This window comes from Pantoea sp. SGAir0430, assembly GCF_043549295.1.
Genome location: NZ_CP039427.1, coordinates 1823253 through 1841793, shown reverse-complemented (window position 1 = coordinate 1841793; position 18541 = coordinate 1823253). Strand labels below are relative to the sequence as shown.

Here is an 18541-nt window from a genome sequence, read left to right as displayed (position 1 = left end):
TCCGGTGCATAAAAAACAGGCTCCCGCCGAAGCGGGAGCAATATAGTAGCTTATCTGGGGACGGATTGGCGATTTTTCAAGCGCGCCTTAGCCGAACCAGTGATGGAACATCAGTTTGATGTAATCGATGATGCGGCTGAAGAAACCGCCTTCCTGCACTTCGTTCAGCACCACCAGCGGACGCTGTTCGATGGTTTTACCATCCAGCTGGAAGTTGATGCTGCCCACGACCTGGTTTTTCTGCAGCGGCGCGTGCAGTTCGGTGTTGTTCAGCACGTAACTGGCCTTGAGGTCTTTCATGCGGCCGCGCGGGATGGTCAGGTAGGCATCTTTTTCCACGCCGAGCTGCACGCGATCGCTGTTGCCAAACCATACCGGCTCAGACGCAAACTCTTTGCCCGCCTTCAGCGGTGCCACGGTTTCGAAGAAGCGGAAGCCCCAGGTCAGCAGCTTTTTACTCTCGGTTTCACGGCCTTTGAAGGTGTGACCGCCCATCACCGCCGAGATCAGACGCATCTGGCCTTCGGTCGCTGACGCCACCAGGTTATAACCGGCGGCTTCGGTGTGGCCGGTTTTGATGCCGTCGACGTTCAGGCTGGTATCCCACAGCAGGCCGTTACGGTTCATCTGGCGGATGTTATTAAAGGTGAACTCTTTCTCTCTGTAGACCGCGTATTCATCGGGCACATCGCGAATCAGCGCCTGGCCAATCAGCGCCATGTCACGCGCCGTACTGTACTGACCATCAGCATCAAGACCGTGCACGGTCTGGAAATGGGTATTTTTCAGGCCCAGCGCGCCCACGTAGTTGTTCATCAGGTTAACGAACGCGTCCTGGCTGCCGGCAACGTAATCGGCCATCGCCACGCAAGCGTCGTTACCGGACTGCAGCACGATACCGCGCGTCAGCTGAGAGACCGGTACGCGATCGCCCGGCTTGAGGAACATCAGCGAGGAGCCTTTGAACACCGGATTGCCGGTTGCCCAGGCATCTTTACCGACGGTAACAATGTCATCCTGATGGATTTTGCCCGCTTTGACCGCCTGGCCGATGACGTAGCTGGTCATCATTTTGGTCAGACTGGCCGGGTCGCGGCGCGCGTCCGCGTTCTTTTCCGCCAGCACTTTGCCGGAGTTATAGTCGATCAGCACGTAAGCTTCGGCATCGATGTCCGGCACGCCCGGAATCATGGTTTTCAGATTAACATCATCTGCAAAGGCAACGTGGCTGAGGGAGAGAGCGACCAGTGATCCCACTGTCAGGCGTTTCAGAAAACGAGAAGGTTTCAGCGTATTCATGTTCAGGACTACAGCATCCGTGGGGTTAAGAGTGAAAAAAGTGCCTTACTATAGCAAAGCTGCCATCGTGCGACATCTGGCTTTATGCCTCAGTGTCAGCAGGCAAGGGCACGGCCCGTCACATTGACGGGCGGGCCGTGGTAATAAAGGAGCTGATCTGCGCTTCAGTGCTCAGGCGCTGCTGCAGCGCCGCGGCCTGAGCCCGGCTGCTGAAACCGCCAAGCTGCACGCGGTAGACGTTGCCATTGGCTTCCACCGCGCCGGGTACACCAAAGCGCTGGCCAAGGCTGTCCGCCATCTGCCGGGCGCGTGCGGCGTCATTAAGGGCGCCAACCTGTACCACAAAACCGCTGCCGGCATGGGCGCTGGCGTTGTGGCTGGCCGGAGCCGGACTCGCTGCCGCAGCCGAAGCCGGTGCGGCAGGGCTGGCGGCAACCGCTGTGGCCGGCGCGCTACCTTCCAGTACGCCGCTGGCTAACGGCTGCGGCGCGCCGAGAAAGCCGCTGCTCTGCACCGGTGCACCGATGTTGCCGTTGCTCTGCAGTGAACTGTTATCCACCGCGCGGACATCCTGTGCGGCAGGCGCTGGCGCGCTGCTGGCACCGGTCATCACCATGCCGCCGCTCAGGTCAGGGCGCGCCGGCAGCGCATAGCTCTGTTTGGCCACGGTGGTGCCGATGGTGCCCGGGCCGGACACCGAACCGTCCGGCGCTACCTTGATGTAATCCACCCGTACGCGGGTGTTATTGGAAATATTCAGGCGATCGCCCGCGGCGCGCGACAGGTCGATAATCCGGCCCGGCGTGTAAGGGCCGCGATCGTTGACGCGCACCACAATCTGCCGGCCATTGGCCAGGTTGGTGACGCGCACGTAGCTTGGCAGCGGCAGGGTAGGGTGTGCGGCGCTTAACGCGTCCGGATCGTAGGTTTCACCCAGCGCGGTGCGGTTGCCCTGCGCCTCTTCACCGTACCAGGTTGCCAGACCAACTTCACTGTAGTTAGACGGATCTTTAATCACCCGGTAGGTTTTGCCGTTGACGCTGTAGTCCTGGCTGGTAGAAGGATTGATCGGCTCATAGCGCGGCTCCACGCCGGGAATCTCCACCACCGGACCATTATAGGCCGGCTGTGGCGGGGCCGTGTTCGTCTGCTGTTCCGGTGTGGAACAGGCAGCCAGTACCAGTGATGCCAGAGCAACCCCAAGCCAGTCCTTACGCATGTGCAGCCTCTTAAACGCTTTTAGATAACATTTTTCGATGAGTGTGGATCGACATCACGATGCCAAATCCGGCCATTAACACAATCAGCGCCGATCCGCCGTAGCTCACCAGCGGCAGCGGCACGCCAACCACCGGTAAGATACCACTAACCATGCCAATGTTAACGAAAACATACACAAACAGAATCAGCATCAGGCCGCCGGACATCACGCGACCAAAGGTGGTTTGCGCGCGTGCGGCAATCACCAGCCCGCGCATGATCAGCAGCAGATAAAGTACCAGCAGCAGCAGGACGCCCACCAGGCCGAGCTCTTCCGCCAGCACCGCGAAGATAAAGTCGGTGTGACGTTCGGGCAGAAACTCCAGCTGCGACTGGGTGCCATGCAGCCAGCCTTTGCCGCGCAGGCCGCCGGAGCCGATAGCAATCTTGGACTGAATAATGTGGTAGCCGGCACCGAGCGGATCGCTCTCCGGATCGAGCAGCATCATCACGCGGTCGCGCTGATAATCGTGCATCAGGAAGAACCACAGAATCGGGATGAACGCCGCCACCAGCAGCACGGCCACGCCAATCAGCTTCCAGCTCATGCCCGAGAGGAACAGCACAAACAGGCCGGAGGCGGCGATCAGAATGGAGGTACCGAGGTCCGGCTGCGCCGCCACCAGCAGCGTCGGCATGAAAATCAGCACCAGCGCGATGCCGGTGTTTTTCAGCGTCGGCGGGCAGACATCGCGGTTGATGAAGCGTGCCACCATCAGCGGCACGGCGATTTTAGCGATTTCCGACGGCTGAAAGCGCACAAAACCGAGATCCAGCCAGCGCTGTGCCCCTTTACTGATGTGGCCGAAGGCATCGACCGCCACCAGCAAAATCACGCAGACAATGTAGAGGTAGGGCGCCCAGCTTTCATACACGCGCGGCGGCACCTGCGCCATCACCAGCATGATGATGGTGCCCATGGCAATCTGACCAAGCTTGCGCTCCATCATGCCTGGATCCTGGCCGCTGGCGCTCCAGATAACAATGGCGCTGTAGGCCAGCAGGCTGATGATGATCAGCATAAACAGCGGGTCGATATGGATACGCGTCCAGATCGTTCTTTTCTGGGGACTATCGTTCATCGACATTGTTATTCACCTTCGTAGCCGGGCGGCATGGGTGCGGCTTCTGGCAGCACGGTATTGTTGTCGCCCAGCATTATGTGGTCGAGAATCTGGCGCATCACGGTGCCCACCGCCGGGCCGGCACCGCCGTTTTCCAGAATCATGGTGACGGCGACGCGCGGCTTGTCGTACGGCGCGAAGGCGGTCATCAGCTTGTGGTCACGCAGTCGTTCGGCAATTTTATGCGCGTTGTACGTCTCATTCTCTTTCAGGCCAAACACCTGTGCGGTACCGGATTTCGCCGCAATCTTGTACGGTGCATCGGCAAAGCTTTTGTGCGCGGTGCCGTTGGCGCGGTTGGCCACGCCATACATCCCGTCTTTGGCGATCTCCCAGTAGCCGGAGTGAATGTCGCCAATCGGCGCATCCGGCGGCTGGCGATACGGCACCATGGTGTTGCCTTCACGGGTGGCGCGCAGCAGGTGCGGCACTTTAATCACGCCGTCGTTAATCAGGATCATCAGCGCTTTGTTCATCTGCACCGGCGTCGCCGTCCAGTAGCCCTGGCCGATACCGACCGGAATGGTATCACCCTGATACCACGGCTTTTTGAAGCGTTTCATCTTCCATTCGCGCGTCGGCATGTTGCCGGGGCTCTCCTGCGGCAGGTCGATACCGGTACGGTGGCCGTAGCCGAATTTGGTCATCCACTCCGACAGGCGGTCGATGCCCATGTCATAGGCCACCTGATAGAAGAAGGTATCCGCCGACTCTTCCAGCGATTTGGTGACGTTGAGGCGACCGTGGCCCCATTTTTTCCAGTCGCGGTAGCGTTTTTCCGAGCCCGGCAGCTGCCACCAGCCCGGATCGAACAGGCTGGTATTACGGTTGATCACGCCGGCGCTGAGCGCTGAGACCGCCACATAAGGTTTAACCGTGGAGGCTGGCGGATACGATGCCTGCAGCGCACGGTTATACAGCGGGCGGTTCTCATCGCCGAGCAGCGCCTTATAATCTTTACTCGAAATACCATCGACAAACAGATTCGGATCGTAACTGGGTGTGGAGACCAGCGCGAGAATCTCACCGGTGCGCGGATCGCTCACCACCACGGCGGCGCGGCTGCCGGTCAGCAGGGTTTCGATGTACTGCTGTAGCTTGAGATCGATGGTCAGCCAGATATCGCGTCCGGCCTGCGGTGACTGCTCATGCAGCTGACGGATCACGCGGCCGCGGTTGTTAACTTCTACCTCTTCGTAACCGGTTTTGCCGTGCAGCACATCTTCGTAATAGTTTTCGATGCCGAGCTTACCGATGTCGTGGGTGGCTGCGTAGTTCGGCCATTTGCCTTCTTCATCCAGGCGCTTGACGTCACGATCGTTGATTTTCGAGACGTAACCCACCACGTGTGTCAGCGTCTGGCCGTAGGGGTAGTAGCGGCGCTGGTAGCCTTTTACTTCCACGCCCGGGAAACGGTACTGGTTCACTGCGAAGCGCGCGACCTGCACTTCATTCAGGCCGGTTTTGACCGGAATCGAGGTAAAGCGGCGCGAGCGCTTGCGCTCTTTTTCAAACGCATCGATATCGTCGTCGGTCAAATCCAGCACCGGCCGCAGATCCTGCAGCGTCTGCTTCAGGTCATCGACTTTTTCCGGCACCAGCTCGGCCTGGTAAATGGTGCGATTGAGCGCCAGCGGCACACCGTTGCGGTCATAGATGATGCCGCGGCTGGGGGCAACCGGCACCAGTTTGATGCGGTTTTCGTTTGAACGGGTGCTGTAGTCGTCGAAGCGCAGGATCTGCAGATGATACAGATTGACCACCAGCACGCTGGAGAGCAGCAGGATGCCGACAAAGGCCACCAGGGCGCGGCGGACAAACAGTTTCTGTTCGGCAGTGTAATCGCGAAAAGCGTTGCTCTGTAATTTCATCCGCTGCGTTTATTGTCTGGAGGTTGTCAGGCGTTTATTCACGGTGATAAGGGTGATTAGTGGTAATACTCCAGGCACGATACAGGCTTTCCGCCACCAGCACACGCACCAGCGGATGCGGCAGCGTTAACGCGGACAGTGACCAGCTCTGCTCGGCTGCCGCTTTACACGCCGGTGCCAGGCCTTCCGGCCCACCAATCAGCAGGCTGACATCACGCCCGTCCAGCTTCCAGCGCTCTAACTGCTGCGCCAGCTGCGGCGTTTCCCACGGCTGTCCGGGAATATCCAGCGTCACAATGCGGTTGCCTTTGCCCACCGCCGCCAGCATCGCTTCACCCTCTTTTTCCAGAATGCGTTTGATGTCGGCGTTTTTGCCGCGTTTACCGGCCGGCACTTCAGTCAGCTCAAACGGCATATCTTTGGGAAAGCGACGCAGGTACTCCATGAAACCGGTCTGAACCCAGTCGGGCATTTTGGTGCCGACGGCGACAAGCTGCAGTTTCAACGTTTAGCTCCAGAGCTTTTCCAGCTCATACAGCTGGCGGCTCTCTTCCTGCATCACGTGCACGATCACTTCACCGAGATCGACCACAACCCAGTCAGCAGCCGCTTTGCCGTCGACGCCGAGCGGTTTCAGGCCTGCCGCGCGCGATTCCTGCATCACATGGTCAGCGATGGAGGAGACGTGACGGTTGGAGGTCCCGGTACAGATAATCATGCAATCGGTGATACTGGATTTGCCCTGCACATCAATCGCAACGATGTCCTGGCCTTTGAGATCATCAATCTTATCAATAACGAACTCTTGGAGTGCTTTGCCTTGCAAAAGGTTCCCCTTAAAAACAGGTGATTATGGGCAGGCTGAATGCCCCGGAAAACGCAGCCAAAAATGAAGCGGCGCAGTATAGCACGCGGCGATCAATCGCGATATAAGCCCGCGCGATCGATGTAGTCGATCACCGCCGCTGGCAGCAGATCGGCGCAGTCCTGGCCGTGATGGCGGCGCTGGCGAATCTCAGTGGCAGAAATGTCGAACAGCGGCGTGTCGGCCAGCCAGATGTGGCCTGCCGGTGCGCGATGCAGCTGCTGCACTTCATGCGCGCGGTGCGCATCCAGCCACTGCTGCATCTCTGGCGTAGCCATCTGCGCGGCGTAGCCTGGACGCTGACAAACCAGCAGGTGACACAGCGACAGCAGTTCCTGCCAGCGATGCCATTTTCCTAACGTTAGCAGAGAATCCTGACCGATGATAAACCCCAGGGGCTGTTGTGCACCGCGCTCGGCGCGCAGGGTTTCCAGCGTGTCCACCGTCCATGACGGCGTGGTGCGCGTCAGCTCGCGCGTGTCGATATCAAACAGCGGACGATCGGCAATGGCGCAGCGCAGCATCGCCACGCGCTGTTGTGCGCTGGCTTCCGGCTGCGGCCGGTGCGGCGGCACGTTGTTCGGCAGCAGCGTCACTTTTTGCAGGCCAACCTGCTGCGCCAGCGCGGTGACCGGACGCAGATGGCCGAAATGAATTGGATCGAAAGTGCCGCCAAACAGCGCGTAAAGGTCAGACATCAGTTAAACCCAGCGGAAAATCACGATGGCACAGCAGCAATGACAGCGTCTCCAGCTGCGGCCACAAATTCTGACCGTAGTCCTGCTTCATGGTCAGTTCGAGTTGAGCCAGCAGATGCACCGCTTGCTGCAGCCGTTGCGCATCCAGTCGCTGCAGCGCTTCAGTGAACAGGGCACGGCGGTTCTGCCAGATACGCTGTTGATCCATCAGCGTGCGCAGCGGCTGCTTCGCCTGCTGGCGTTGCAGCTGCAGTAGCGTCAGCAGATCGCGCTGCAGCGTGCGCAGCAGAATCACCACTTCGCTGTCCTCTTTTTGCAGCTGACGCAAAATGTGCAGCGCGCGTTTGCTCTTGCCGGCCAGCAGCGCATCAACCCAGTGAAACGGCGTGAAATGCGCGGCATCGTTCACCGCTTCTTCCACGCGGGGCAGCGTCAGTTTGCCGTCCGGCCACAGCAGCGACAGCCGCTCCAGCGCCTGGGCCAGCGCCAGCAGATTACCTTCATAACAGTAGCAGAGCAGCTGAATTGCCGCGTCATCAATACTCAGCTGCAGGGCTTTCGCGCGGGCGGCTACCCAGCGCGGTAGCTGCGCCTGTTCCGGCGTCTGGCACGGCACCAGCACCGCACTGGCGCTGAGCGCTTTGAACCAGGCGCTGTTTTCCTGCGCTTTGGTCAGCTTCGCCATACGCAGCACCAGCATAATGTCGCTGTGCAGCAGCGCCGCCAGTTTCACCAGCTGTTCGGCGATGGCGGCGTTGGGGCCGTTTTCCGGCAGCTGCAGCGTCAGCGTCTGGCGCTGTGTGAACAGGCTCAGCGACTGACAGCTGGCGAAAATCGCCTCCCAGTCAGTCTGCGCATCAACGCTGACGGAAAAATGCTCGTCGAAGCCCTGCTGAGCGGCGGCAGCGCGGATGGCATCTGCGCTCTCCTGAATCAGCAGGGGTTCATTACCGGTGAGAAAATAACAGGCGCGCAGCCCCTCTCGAAGCTGCGCGCGCAGTTGTTCAGGATAGATCCTGATCATTGCAGACTGGTGGCTGACGAGGAGGGCACTTCCGGTGAGTCCGCGCCTGGCGCAATCACTTCAGGTTGCGGCAGCGTCTCTTTGTTGCTCTCCTGCGCGGCGTGTACCGTCAGCAGCTTACGTACCAGCTGTTCGGCGGCACGCTGACGCATCTCCTGCACGATCATATCCTGCTCGGCATCCTTCGCCAGCGCGGCGTTCGGGTTGTCGAAGAACGAACGGTACACCGTGGTGCTGATCGGATAAATGCCTTTACCCGGCAGCAACACCTGCGCGCTGACGGTCATCACCAGCGAGTATTCGGCGGTGGTGCCGCTGATGAATACCGACGCGGTGTCGCGTCCCTGACTCTCCGCGCCGAGACGCAGCGTCGGGTATTGCGCACTGGCCGCTTTGCTGTCTTCAACGATTTTGACATCGTTGATGCGCAGCTGCTGACGCACGGTGCGCGCCAGCGGGCCATACGGATCGCCGCTCTGGACGATCAGCGTTTTCATTTCCGGTGGCACCTGCGTGGTGCCGCGCGGATGAAAACCACAGCCGGCAGTGACCAGCACTGCCAGCAGGACAAACAGCCTGATAACGAGTTGTCGCACAGTTCCTCCTGAACTTAACCTACGACCAGGTTAAGCAGTTTGCCAGGGACATAAATCACTTTACGAAGGGTGACGCCATCCAGATATTTCGCCACCAGATGCTCCTGTGCCGCACGCGCCTGCACCTGTTCCTGCGTCGCATCCGGCGCCACGGTAATTTTACCACGCACTTTACCGTTGACCTGCACCACCACCAGCAGCGAATCCTCTACCATTGCCGCTTCATCGGCAACCGGCCAGCTGGCGTCGTCGATGCTGCCTTCGCCACCCAGTGCCTGCCACAGCACGTAGCTGGCGTGCGGGGTGAAGGGATAGAGCAGGCGCGTTACGGCGACCAGCGCTTCCTGCATCAGGGCGCGATCCTGTTCGCTCTCCTGCGGTGCGCGCAGCAGTTTGTTCATCAGCTCCATGATCGCCGCAATCGCGGTGTTGAAGGTCTGACGACGGCCGATGTCATCCGCCACTTTGGCGATGGTTTTGTGCAGATCGCGACGCAGCGCTTTCTGCTCATCGTTGAGCGCGTTGACATCCAGCGCCACGGTCGCGCCTTTAGCCACGTGATCGTACGCCAGCTTCCACACGCGTTTCAGGAAGCGGTTAGCGCCTTCCACGCCTGACTCCTGCCACTCCAGCGTCATTTCCGCCGGGGAGGCAAACATCATGAACAGACGCACGGTATCTGCGCCGTAGCGCTCAACCATCAGCTGCGGGTCGATGCCGTTGTTTTTGGACTTCGACATTTTGCTCATGCCCGCGTAGATCACTTCGCGGCCCTGATTGTCGATGGCTTTGGTGATGCGGCCTTTTTCGTCGCGCTCGACGTTAACGTCAACCGGTGAAACCCAGTTGCGCTCGCCGTTGGCGCCGACGTAGTAGAAGGCGTCTGCCAATACCATGCCCTGACACAGCAGGCGTTTGGCCGGCTCGTCAGAGTTGACCAGGCCCGCGTCGCGCAGCAGCTTGTGGTAGAAGCGGAAATACATCAGGTGCATGATGGCGTGTTCGATACCGCCCACATACTGATCGACCGGCAGCCAGTAGTTCGCTGCCGCCGGATCCAGCATGCCTTCGTTGTAGTTCGCACAGGTGTAACGCGCGTAGTACCACGATGATTCCATAAAGGTGTCGAAGGTGTCGGTTTCACGCAGCGCCGGCTGACCGTTGACGGTGGTTTTCGCCCACTCCGGATCGGCTTTGATTGGGCTGGTGATACCGTCCATGACCACGTCTTCCGGCAGAATTACCGGCAGCTGATCTTCTGGCGTTGGCATTACGGTGCCATCTTCCAGCGTCACCATCGGAATGGGCGCACCCCAGTAGCGCTGGCGTGACACACCCCAGTCGCGCAGGCGATAGTTTACTTTACGCACGCCGACGCCTTTGGCCGCCAGCGCATCGGCGATGGCATTGAAGCCGGCGTCGTGGTCCAGACCGTCAAACTCGCCGGAGTTGAACAGTGTGCCTTTTTCGGTCATCGCCGCGGCGCTGATATCCGGCGCGGTACCGTCGAGGTTGAGCACCACCGGCTTGATATTGAGATCGTATTTGGTGGCGAATTCCCAGTCGCGCTGGTCATGACCCGGTACGGCCATCACGGCACCGGTGCCGTACTCCATCAGCACGAAGTTAGCGACCCAGACCGGAATCTCTTCGCCCGTCAGCGGATGGATAGCGTGCAGGCCGGTGGCCATGCCTTTCTTCTCCATCGTGGCCATGTCCGCTTCGGCGACTTTGGTGTTGCTGCATTCAGCAATGAAGTCAGCCAGCGCCGGGTTGTTGACGGCAGCCTGGCGCGCCAGAGGATGACCGGCTGCCACGGCGACATAAGTTGCCCCCATGAAGGTGTCCGGACGGGTGGTGTAAACCGTGACTTTTTCCGCGCTGTTGGCCACGTCAAAGGTGATCTCGACACCTTCAGAACGGCCAATCCAGTTGCGCTGCATGGTCTTGACCTGCTCCGGCCAGTCTTCCAGCTTATCGAGGTCGTTGAGCAGCTCTTCGGCGTAATCGGTGATTTTCACGAACCACTGCGGGATCTCTTTGCGTTCGACTTTAGTGTCGCAGCGCCAGCAGCAGCCATCGATCACCTGTTCGTTCGCCAGTACGGTCTGGTCGTTCGGGCACCAGTTGACCGCGGAGGTTTTTTTGTAGACCAAACCTTTTTCGTACAGTTTGGTGAAGAACCACTGTTCCCAACGGTAATACTCAGGCTGACAGGTCGCCAGTTCGCGACTCCAGTCATAGCCGAAGCCCAGCAGTTTCAGCTGGTTTTTCATGTATTCGATGTTGTCGTAGGTCCAGGGTGCTGGTGCGGTGTTGTTTTTCACCGCCGCCCCTTCGGCGGGCAGGCCAAAGGCATCCCAGCCAATCGGCTGCAGGACGTTTTTGCCCAGCATGCGCTGGTAGCGCGCAATCACATCGCCAATGGTGTAGTTACGTACGTGGCCCATGTGCAGGCGGCCAGAAGGATAGGGCAGCATAGACAGGCAGTAGTATTTCTCTTTGCCTTCCTGCTCGGTCACTTTGAAGGTTTCGTTTTCGTCCCAGTGCTGCTGGACGCGGGATTCTATCTCTTCCGGGCGGTATTGCTCTTGCATGGCTGCCTGTGGTCCTTGTGAAATCGTTTTTTAAACACTTTTGATCCGCATAGCATACCCATAAGGCCGCCCCTCAACAACAATTGACGCCCTCCGGCGGCGTGATTTGTGCGGAATGCGCCAGCGCTTTCACCCTTTTGCGATTTCCTCTGCGCTAAGCGCAGCAAATATGGCAAAGCGGCTAAACTTAACTCAGCATCCGCAGCGGAAAGGAGAACAAAATGAATAATGTGGCGCAGGAGTATCGTGCAACGGTAGCAGCATTAACCCAGCGGCTGGAGCGTGGCGAGCGTGATGTCGACGCACTGGTCGCCGAGGCGCGCAGCGCGCTGCTGCAGAAACAGACGCTGACCACCGCCGAAGTCGACGAGGTCATGCGCGCGGTGCGACGCGATTTGCACGAGTTCGCGCTCAGCTATCAGGAATCCAGCGAAGCGCTCGGCGATTCAGTGTTTTTGCGGGTGATTCGTGAAAGCCTGTGGAAAGAGCTGGCCGATATCACCGATAAGAGCCAGCTGGAGTGGCGCGAAGTGTTTCAGGATTTGCGGCATCACGGCGTGTATCAGAGCGGCGAAGTGGTGGGTCTGGGTAACCTGGTGTGTGAAAAGTGCGGCTTTACCCGGGCGATTTACACCCCGGAGAGCCTGACGCGCTGCCCGGAGTGCGTCCACGATCAGTTCCAGCGTCAGCCGTTTGAGCCCTGAATTATCACCGTGCTCTGAAGCAAAAAAAGTATTGTTGCTGAAGGCGTGCGGACTGTCAGAAGGGAACCTGAACACGCCCGGATCGGCAACACCCGCATCCCTGCGTGCCTCGACACGCGGCATCCCTGCCGCGTGACGTCCGGCTTAGTTCAGGATCCCTTCTGCCGTAAAAAACAGGTGCGGCGGTATGCGCGCATTTAGTCACCGCGATGATGAAGCTTAATGGTGCGCAAGGCATAGCGACTTGCGGCAGCCTCCGCGCCAGGGAAGGCGCGGCGGCAGGCTCCAGGAGGATTCATGCCGGTGCGGCAAGACGCTATGCCTTGCGCAGTCGGGTACCACATCACAGCAGCAATATATCGATTTTGGTGAAGTGCAGGAGGGGCAAGATAAGCCCTGACGCTGGCGGTCCGTGGACCGCCAGCATTGTGAGTATTAGTGCAGGATTTTCGCCAGGAAGTCTTTGGCACGGTCGGACTGCGGATTGCTGAAGAAGTCATCCTTGTTGGTGTCTTCAACGATCTTCCCTTCGTCCATAAAGATGACGCGATTCGCCACTTTGCGTGCAAAGCCCATCTCGTGCGTCACCACCATCATCGTCATGCCTTCGTTGGCTAACTCCACCATGACGTCCAGCACTTCGTTGATCATCTCCGGATCCAGCGCGGAAGTCGGTTCATCGAACAGCATGGCGATAGGATCCATGCACAGCGCACGGGCGATGGCGACGCGCTGCTGCTGACCGCCAGACAGCTGACCAGGGAATTTCTCCGCATGCGCCGCCAGACCCACGCGCTTCAGCAGGGCAAGGCCCTTATCGCGCGCGGCAGTTTTGTCGCGCTTCAGCACTTTCACCTGTGCCAGCACCAGGTTATCAATGATGCTGAGATGCGGGAACAGTTCGAAGTGCTGGAACACCATGCCCACTTTGCTGCGCAGTTGGGCGAGATTGGTTTTTTTGTTGTTCACCTCGGTACCGTTCACCTGAATGCTGCCCTGCTGCACAGGCTCCAGCCCGTTCACCGTTTTAATCAGCGTCGATTTACCCGAGCCGGACGGTCCGCAGACCACCACTACCTCACCTTTCTTCACTTCGGTGGAGCAGTCGGTCAGCACCTGAAAGTGCCCATACCACTTAGAAACATTTTTCAGGCTAATCATTTAAACCGTCCTTTTTCTTTTCAGATAACTTACCAACAGCGAAGCGCTCAGGCTGATCACGAAGTAGACCAGACCGGCAAACAGAACCATTTCTACCTGGGTACCGTCACGTTCACCGATGGTGGACGCGGTGCGGAAGAAGTCCGCCAGGCTTAACACATACACCAGCGAGGTATCCTGGAACAGCACGATGCCCTGCGTCAGCAGCAGCGGCACCATGGCGCGGAACGCCTGCGGCAGGATGATCAATTTCATCGACTGCCACTGCGTCATACCCAGCGCCAGCGCCGCGTTGGACTGGCCGCGCGAGATGCTCTGGATACCGGCGCGGATAATCTCCGAGTAGTAAGCGGCTTCAAACAGCGCAAACGCCACCATGGCGGAGATCAGGCGGATATCGGTTTTTGGCGACAGCCCAAGCACCTGCTGCAGGAAGCTGGGAACCACCAGATAGAACCACAGCAGCACCATCACCAGCGGTACCGAGCGGAACAGGTTCACGTACAGTTTGGCGAACCAGCGGATCGGGGCGAACGCGGACAAACGCATCACCGCCAGAATGGTGCCCCAGATAATGCCAAACACCACCGCCACCGCCGTGATTTTCAGCGTAATGATCATGCCGTTAAGCAGATAGGGCAGGCTGGGCGGAATCGAACTCCAGTCAAAATCGTACATTATTTGCCTCCCAGGTTGCCGGGCAGGCGGATTTTGCGTTCTACCAGACTCATAATCAGCATGATCACCAGGTTAATACCGACGTAGGCCAGGGTGATAGCGGTGAAAGATTCATAGGCATGCGCCGAGTAATCCAGCAGCTTGCCCGCCTGCGCCGCCAGGTCGACCAGACCGATGGTAGAGGCGATGGCGGAGTTCTTCACCAGGTTAAGCATTTCCGAGGTCATCGGCGGCACAATCACGCGGTAAGCATTAGGCAGCAGCACGTAGCGGTAGGTCTGCGGCAGCGTCAGGCCCATCGCCAGACCGGCGTTTTTCTGGCCGCGCGGCAGCGACTGAATCGCGGCGCGCACCTGCTCACACACGCGTGCGGCGGTGAACAGACCGAGACAGATGGTTGAAGAGAGGAAAAACTGGATGTTCGGGTCCAGTTCAGCCTTAAACCACATGCCGAGCTTCTCCCCGACCAGTTCTGGCGCCACCAGATACCAGAAGAAGAACTGCACGATTAGCGGGATATTACGAAACAGCTCCACGTAGCAGGTGCCAATCGTGGACAGCCAGCGATTAGGCACGGTACGCAGAATGCCAAAGAAGGAACCTACCAGGAAGGCGATAATCCAGGCGCAGCAGGAGACCGCGACGGTCACCTGAAATCCGGACCACAGCCAGCCGAGGTAAGTCGTATTGCCGAACGGAGCCTGCTGTAAAAAGATGCCCCAGTTCCAATCGATACCCATAACGAGCTCCGGTAAAAAAAGGGTAGCGAGGCTACCCATAAGATTGTTGAGCGGTGTCTTGTGTCCTGCTTCAGGGGAACGGCCTGTTACAGTCTGTCTGTCCGCACCGCGTGTTCAGCAATCGAGAGGGCAGCAGTGCCGCCCTTGTTTTCATTGTTAATTCAGAGTGCTTTGTCGTTCGGTGCTTTAAACAGCGCCTGCATGTCAGAAGACAGCTCGAAGTTCAGGTTCAGGTTCTTCGGCGGAATTGGCTGTTTGAACCAGGTATCGAACCATTTGGTGGCTTCACCCGACGTCTGCGCTTTGGCGATGGTGTCATCCATCAGCTGTTTAAACGGCGCATCGTCTTTACGCAGCATGCAGCCGTAGGCTTCTTTGGACTGCGGCGTACCCGTGATTTCCCAGTTATCCGGTTTCTTCGCCTTGGCACGTTCACCGGCCAGCAGCGCATCATCCATCATGAAGGCCACTGCGCGACCGGTTTCCAGCGTGCGGAACGAGTCACCGTGATCTTTCGCGCTGATGATGCGCATATCCATTTTCTTCTCGTCATTCAGCTTGCGCAGCAGAATCTCAGAGGTGGTGCCCGAGGTGACGACCACGGTTTTGCCTTTCAGATCGGCGAAATCTTTGATGTCGCCACCTTTTTTCACCAGCAGACGCGTACCGATGATGAAGATGGTGTCGGAGAATGCCGCCTGCTGCTGACGCTCTACGTTGTTGGTGGTCGAGCCACACTCGAAATCGTAGGTGCCGTTCTGCAGCAGCGGAATACGGTTTTGTGAGGTGATCGGCAGCATTTTGACCTGCAGATCCGGCTTATTCAGTTTCGCTTTGATGGCGGCAACAATGGCGTTGGAGTAGTCCTGCGAATAGCCCACCACTTTCTGCTGGTTGTCGTAGTAAGAAAAGGGAACGGATGACTCACGGTGCCCCACGACAATCACGCCACTATCATTGATTTTTTTCAGGGTGCCGGTGAGATCTTCCGCCTGGGCCGCGCCCGCTGCTGCGCCCAACAGCAGAAGCGATAATGCCACTTTGCGAATCTGCATGTTCCTACTCCTTCGTGTGAATGTTGCGCAGAACATAAACTGCGCAGATTGTGATGTTGTGTGTATTTCCTGCTGCTTTTTTAATTATCCCTTAGCGCAACTGCGCGCAGGATAGTGATTAACATAGCGAATTGTTAACGTAATGAAACAAAAAAGTTCGTTTTTTGCGAGCCGCTCCGCACCAATAAGAGGCAAAAAACGGCCTCTGCGCCAATTAAGTGCGCTTCGGTGCCAGGTAATGGTGCGCAAACAGGGCATTTCGCTGACAAATCACCGATGTTGCTAAAACCACTGAAATAATTAGCAATGATCGTGCCAGTACGCGGAGAGCGGGCAAAAAGGCAGCAGAAAGTGGCGGTGACTAAGGAGAAAGGGAGCGGAAAACTGCGCAGAAAAAAGGCGAAGCCTGCGCTTCGCCTGGTTAGAGGGCGGGATATCAGGCGCGGCGGCGTAAAATCGCCAGCACGATGCCCGCCAGCGTCAGCAGCCATACCGGCCAGATACCGACGCGTGCATACGGCGTTTCCCCGCTGGCAGGCGTGACTGTTGCGCTCAGCACTTCGCGGGTGAACTGCGGGATGATGTTCTCCACGTCTCCCTGCGCATTCACCACTGCGGTAACACCGTTATTCGTTGAGCGCAGCAGCGGGCGACCCAGCTCCAGCGCGCGCATGCGTGCCATCTGGAAATGCTGCCACGGACCAATCGAATGACCGAACCAGGCATCGTTCGACACCGTCAGCAGGAAGTTGGTGTCCGGACGGAAGTTGGCGCGCACCTGTTCGCCCAGCACGATCTCATAGCAAATGGCGCTGGTGAGGTTGTAACCCGCCACTTTCAGCTGCGGCTGCAGGTAGGCGCCACGGCTGAACGAGGACATCGGCAGGTCGAAGAACGGCGCCAGCGGACGCAGCAGACCTTCCAGCGGCACAAACTCGCCAAACGGCACCAGATGGTTTTTCTGGTAGCGGTTGCGGCTCTGATAGCTGTAAGGCTGCGCGCCGCCCAGCACAATCACCGAGTTGTAATCGTGATAGCGGTTGTCGCTCTCCACGCGCGAATCAACAATGCCGGTGATCAGCGTGCTGCCGCGCGCGCGCAGTTCGTCATCCAGCGCATGCAGAAACGGCTGCTGATTACTCTCGAGATCGGTAATTGCCGACTCCGGCCAGATGATGATTGGCGCTTTGCCGATAAACGGCTGGCTGTATGCGGTATAGACGCGCAGCGTGGTCAGCAGCTGCTGCGGATCCCACTTCATTGACTGCGGAATATTGCCCTGAACCATTGCCACATTGACGCTGCGCTGCGGCAGCGGCTGATACCACTGCAGCATCCGCAGTGGCCACGGCAGCAGCAGCAGCGCGACGGCGATAATCAGGTTTTTCACGCTGCGGTGGTAGCAGGCCGAGGCCAGCAGGCCTGCAATCACCATCAGCAGGAAGGTGATGGTTTCCACGCCAGCCAGCGGTGCCAGGCCTTTCAGCGGCCCATCGATCTGGCTGTAGCCAAACTGCAGCCACGGAAAGCCGGTCAGCACCCAGCCGCGCAGAAACTCGGTGATCTGCCACAGCGCCGGTGCCGCCAGCGCCATGCGCCACAGCGTGGCCCGTGGCCAGAAGCGGTTCAGCAGCAGGGCAAACAGCAGCGGGTAAAGCGCCAGATAGGCGGCGAGCAGCACCACGAGGAACACATTGACCGGGTCGGGCATGCCGCCAAACGTCGCAATGCTGACGTACACCCAGTTGATGCCGCTACCGAACAGGCCAAAGCCCCAGGCAAAACCGATGCCTGCCGCCTGCGCGCTGCGGCGATCCAGCAACAGCAGCTGCAAACCGGCCAGAGAGAGCAGGGCGGCGGGCCAGAAATCATACGGGGAAAAGGAAAGGGTGCCCGCGGCACCCAGAATTAATGCCAGCAGCAGGCGAACCCGCTGCTGCGAGTAGAGAGAGGCTAATGCCATAAAATTATTCGTCTTCCAGTTGCGGTTGCGGAGAGTCTTCCGGAATTTTCACATGCACCTGGATGATACGGCGGCTGTCAGCCATCGCAACTTTGAATTGGTAACCCTCAATGTCGATGCTTTCACCGCGCGCCGGCAGATGGCCGAATCCCTGCATCACCAGACCGCCAATGGTATCGACTTCGTCATCGCTGAAATCGCTACCAAATACCTCATTGAAATCCTCAATCGGCGTCAGCGCACGCACCGTATAGGTGTGGCGGTTGAGCTGACGGATATCGCGATCTTCTTCGTCGTCATATTCGTCTTCAATTTCGCCGACGATCAGCTCAAGGATGTCTTCGATGGTCACCAGTCCGGAGACACCACCGAACTCATCAATGACGATCGCCATATGATAGCGCTGCGAGCGGAACTCTTTGAGCATGCGATCGACGCGCTTGCTCTCAGGCACCACCACGACCGGGCGCAGCACTTTTTCCATGCTGAATGGCTCGGCGCTGCTGCTCATAAACGGCAGCAGATCTTTCGCCATCAGAATGCCTTCAACATGGTCTTTATCTTCGCTGATTACCGGGAAGCGCGAGTGGGCAGATTCAATAATCACTGCCAGGCACTCTTCAAGGCTCTGGTTGCGCTTGAGGGTAATCATCTGCGAGCGCGGGATCATAATGTCGCGCACGCGCTGTTCGGCAATATCCAGCACCCCTTCCAGCATGTCGCGGGTGTCCTGGTCGATCAGCTCTTTTTGCTCAGAATCGCGGATCAGCCCCAGCAGTTCGTCACGGTTTTTGGGTTCGCCGTGGAAAAGCTGATTGATTAACAGGGAGAAAAAACCCTTTTTACTACTGGGTGCGTCGTTGTTTTGAGAATGGTCGTCGCTCATGGCGTTTTTATTTAGTTCTC

General features: G+C 58.3%; 17 protein-coding genes. 1 reads left to right on the top strand and 16 read right to left on the bottom strand.

Annotated features, from left to right (window positions below; all coding sequences use genetic code 11):
- Window positions 1–87: 87 nt before the first annotated feature.
- The 10 genes from dacA to leuS all read right to left on the bottom strand — a co-directional run bounded on the left by dacA (window position 88) and on the right by leuS (window position 11334).
- Window positions 88–1299, bottom strand: a complete 1212-nt coding sequence (gene dacA, locus E7738_RS08885) for a D-alanyl-D-alanine carboxypeptidase DacA (RefSeq protein ID WP_021508587.1) — start codon at window positions 1297–1299, stop codon at window positions 88–90.
- Window positions 1300–1417: 118 nt separating this feature from the next.
- Window positions 1418–2518: an endolytic peptidoglycan transglycosylase RlpA gene (rlpA, locus tag E7738_RS08880; protein WP_394516300.1), complete on the bottom strand. Its 1101-nt coding sequence runs from the start codon at window positions 2516–2518 to the stop codon at window positions 1418–1420.
- A gap of 10 nt (window positions 2519–2528) precedes the next feature.
- Entirely contained in the window at window positions 2529–3641 is a 1113-nt protein-coding gene (gene mrdB / locus E7738_RS08875) for a peptidoglycan glycosyltransferase MrdB (RefSeq protein ID WP_031279886.1), read from the bottom strand.
- 8 nt (window positions 3642–3649) lie between these two features.
- Entirely contained in the window at window positions 3650–5554 is a 1905-nt protein-coding gene (mrdA, locus tag E7738_RS08870; protein ID WP_394516299.1) for a peptidoglycan DD-transpeptidase MrdA, read from the bottom strand.
- Between the two features lie 34 nt (window positions 5555–5588).
- Window positions 5589–6059: a 23S rRNA (pseudouridine(1915)-N(3))-methyltransferase RlmH gene (gene rlmH / locus E7738_RS08865; RefSeq protein ID WP_058757899.1), complete on the bottom strand. Its 471-nt coding sequence runs from the start codon at window positions 6057–6059 to the stop codon at window positions 5589–5591.
- Between the two features lie 3 nt (window positions 6060–6062).
- The gene (rsfS, locus tag E7738_RS08860; protein ID WP_021508582.1) at window positions 6063–6380 is read right to left on the bottom strand and encodes a ribosome silencing factor; all 318 of its coding nucleotides are present in this window, start codon (window positions 6378–6380) and stop codon (window positions 6063–6065) included.
- Window positions 6381–6472: 92 nt separating this feature from the next.
- The gene (gene nadD / locus E7738_RS08855) at window positions 6473–7117 is read right to left on the bottom strand and encodes a nicotinate-nucleotide adenylyltransferase (protein ID WP_021508581.1); all 645 of its coding nucleotides are present in this window, start codon (window positions 7115–7117) and stop codon (window positions 6473–6475) included.
- Window positions 7110–8141, bottom strand: a complete 1032-nt coding sequence (gene holA / locus E7738_RS08850; RefSeq protein ID WP_021508580.1) for a DNA polymerase III subunit delta — start codon at window positions 8139–8141, stop codon at window positions 7110–7112. Before holA ends, nadD begins: the two co-directional genes overlap by 8 nt.
- Window positions 8138–8737, bottom strand: coding sequence for an LPS assembly lipoprotein LptE (gene lptE, locus E7738_RS08845; RefSeq protein WP_021508579.1), 600 nt, complete (start codon window positions 8735–8737; stop codon window positions 8138–8140). The genes holA and lptE overlap by 4 nt, the downstream gene beginning before the upstream one ends.
- Before the next feature lie 14 nt (window positions 8738–8751).
- Entirely contained in the window at window positions 8752–11334 is a 2583-nt protein-coding gene (gene leuS, locus E7738_RS08840; protein ID WP_058769436.1) for a leucine--tRNA ligase, read from the bottom strand.
- A 221-nt stretch (window positions 11335–11555) separates the two neighbouring features.
- On the opposite strand from leuS, the gene E7738_RS08835 reads away from it, so the two are divergent.
- Window positions 11556–12038: a zinc ribbon-containing protein gene (locus E7738_RS08835; RefSeq protein WP_394516298.1), complete on the top strand. Its 483-nt coding sequence runs from the start codon at window positions 11556–11558 to the stop codon at window positions 12036–12038.
- A gap of 435 nt (window positions 12039–12473) precedes the next feature.
- Here the strand turns inward: E7738_RS08835 and E7738_RS08830 are convergent, their stop codons facing one another.
- The 6 genes from E7738_RS08830 to corC all read right to left on the bottom strand — a co-directional run bounded on the left by E7738_RS08830 (window position 12474) and on the right by corC (window position 18521).
- On the bottom strand, window positions 12474–13199 hold the full coding sequence (locus E7738_RS08830; RefSeq protein ID WP_058757895.1) for an amino acid ABC transporter ATP-binding protein: 726 nt from the start codon (window positions 13197–13199) through the stop codon (window positions 12474–12476).
- On the bottom strand, window positions 13200–13877 hold the full coding sequence (gltK, locus tag E7738_RS08825) for a glutamate/aspartate ABC transporter permease GltK (protein WP_021508575.1): 678 nt from the start codon (window positions 13875–13877) through the stop codon (window positions 13200–13202).
- Complete coding sequence (locus E7738_RS08820; RefSeq protein WP_021508574.1) at window positions 13877–14617, bottom strand: amino acid ABC transporter permease; 741 nt, start codon at window positions 14615–14617, stop codon at window positions 13877–13879. The genes gltK and E7738_RS08820 overlap by 1 nt, the downstream gene beginning before the upstream one ends.
- A gap of 161 nt (window positions 14618–14778) precedes the next feature.
- Entirely contained in the window at window positions 14779–15672 is an 894-nt protein-coding gene (locus E7738_RS08815; RefSeq protein WP_021508573.1) for a glutamate/aspartate ABC transporter substrate-binding protein, read from the bottom strand.
- A gap of 436 nt (window positions 15673–16108) precedes the next feature.
- Window positions 16109–17635 carry an apolipoprotein N-acyltransferase gene (gene lnt / locus E7738_RS08810; RefSeq protein ID WP_394516297.1) on the bottom strand — a complete coding sequence of 509 codons (1527 nt, stop codon included), beginning with the start codon at window positions 17633–17635 and terminating at the stop codon, window positions 16109–16111.
- 4 nt (window positions 17636–17639) lie between these two features.
- Window positions 17640–18521: a CNNM family magnesium/cobalt transport protein CorC gene (corC, locus tag E7738_RS08805; protein WP_021508571.1), complete on the bottom strand. Its 882-nt coding sequence runs from the start codon at window positions 18519–18521 to the stop codon at window positions 17640–17642.
- Window positions 18522–18541: the final 20 nt, after the last annotated feature.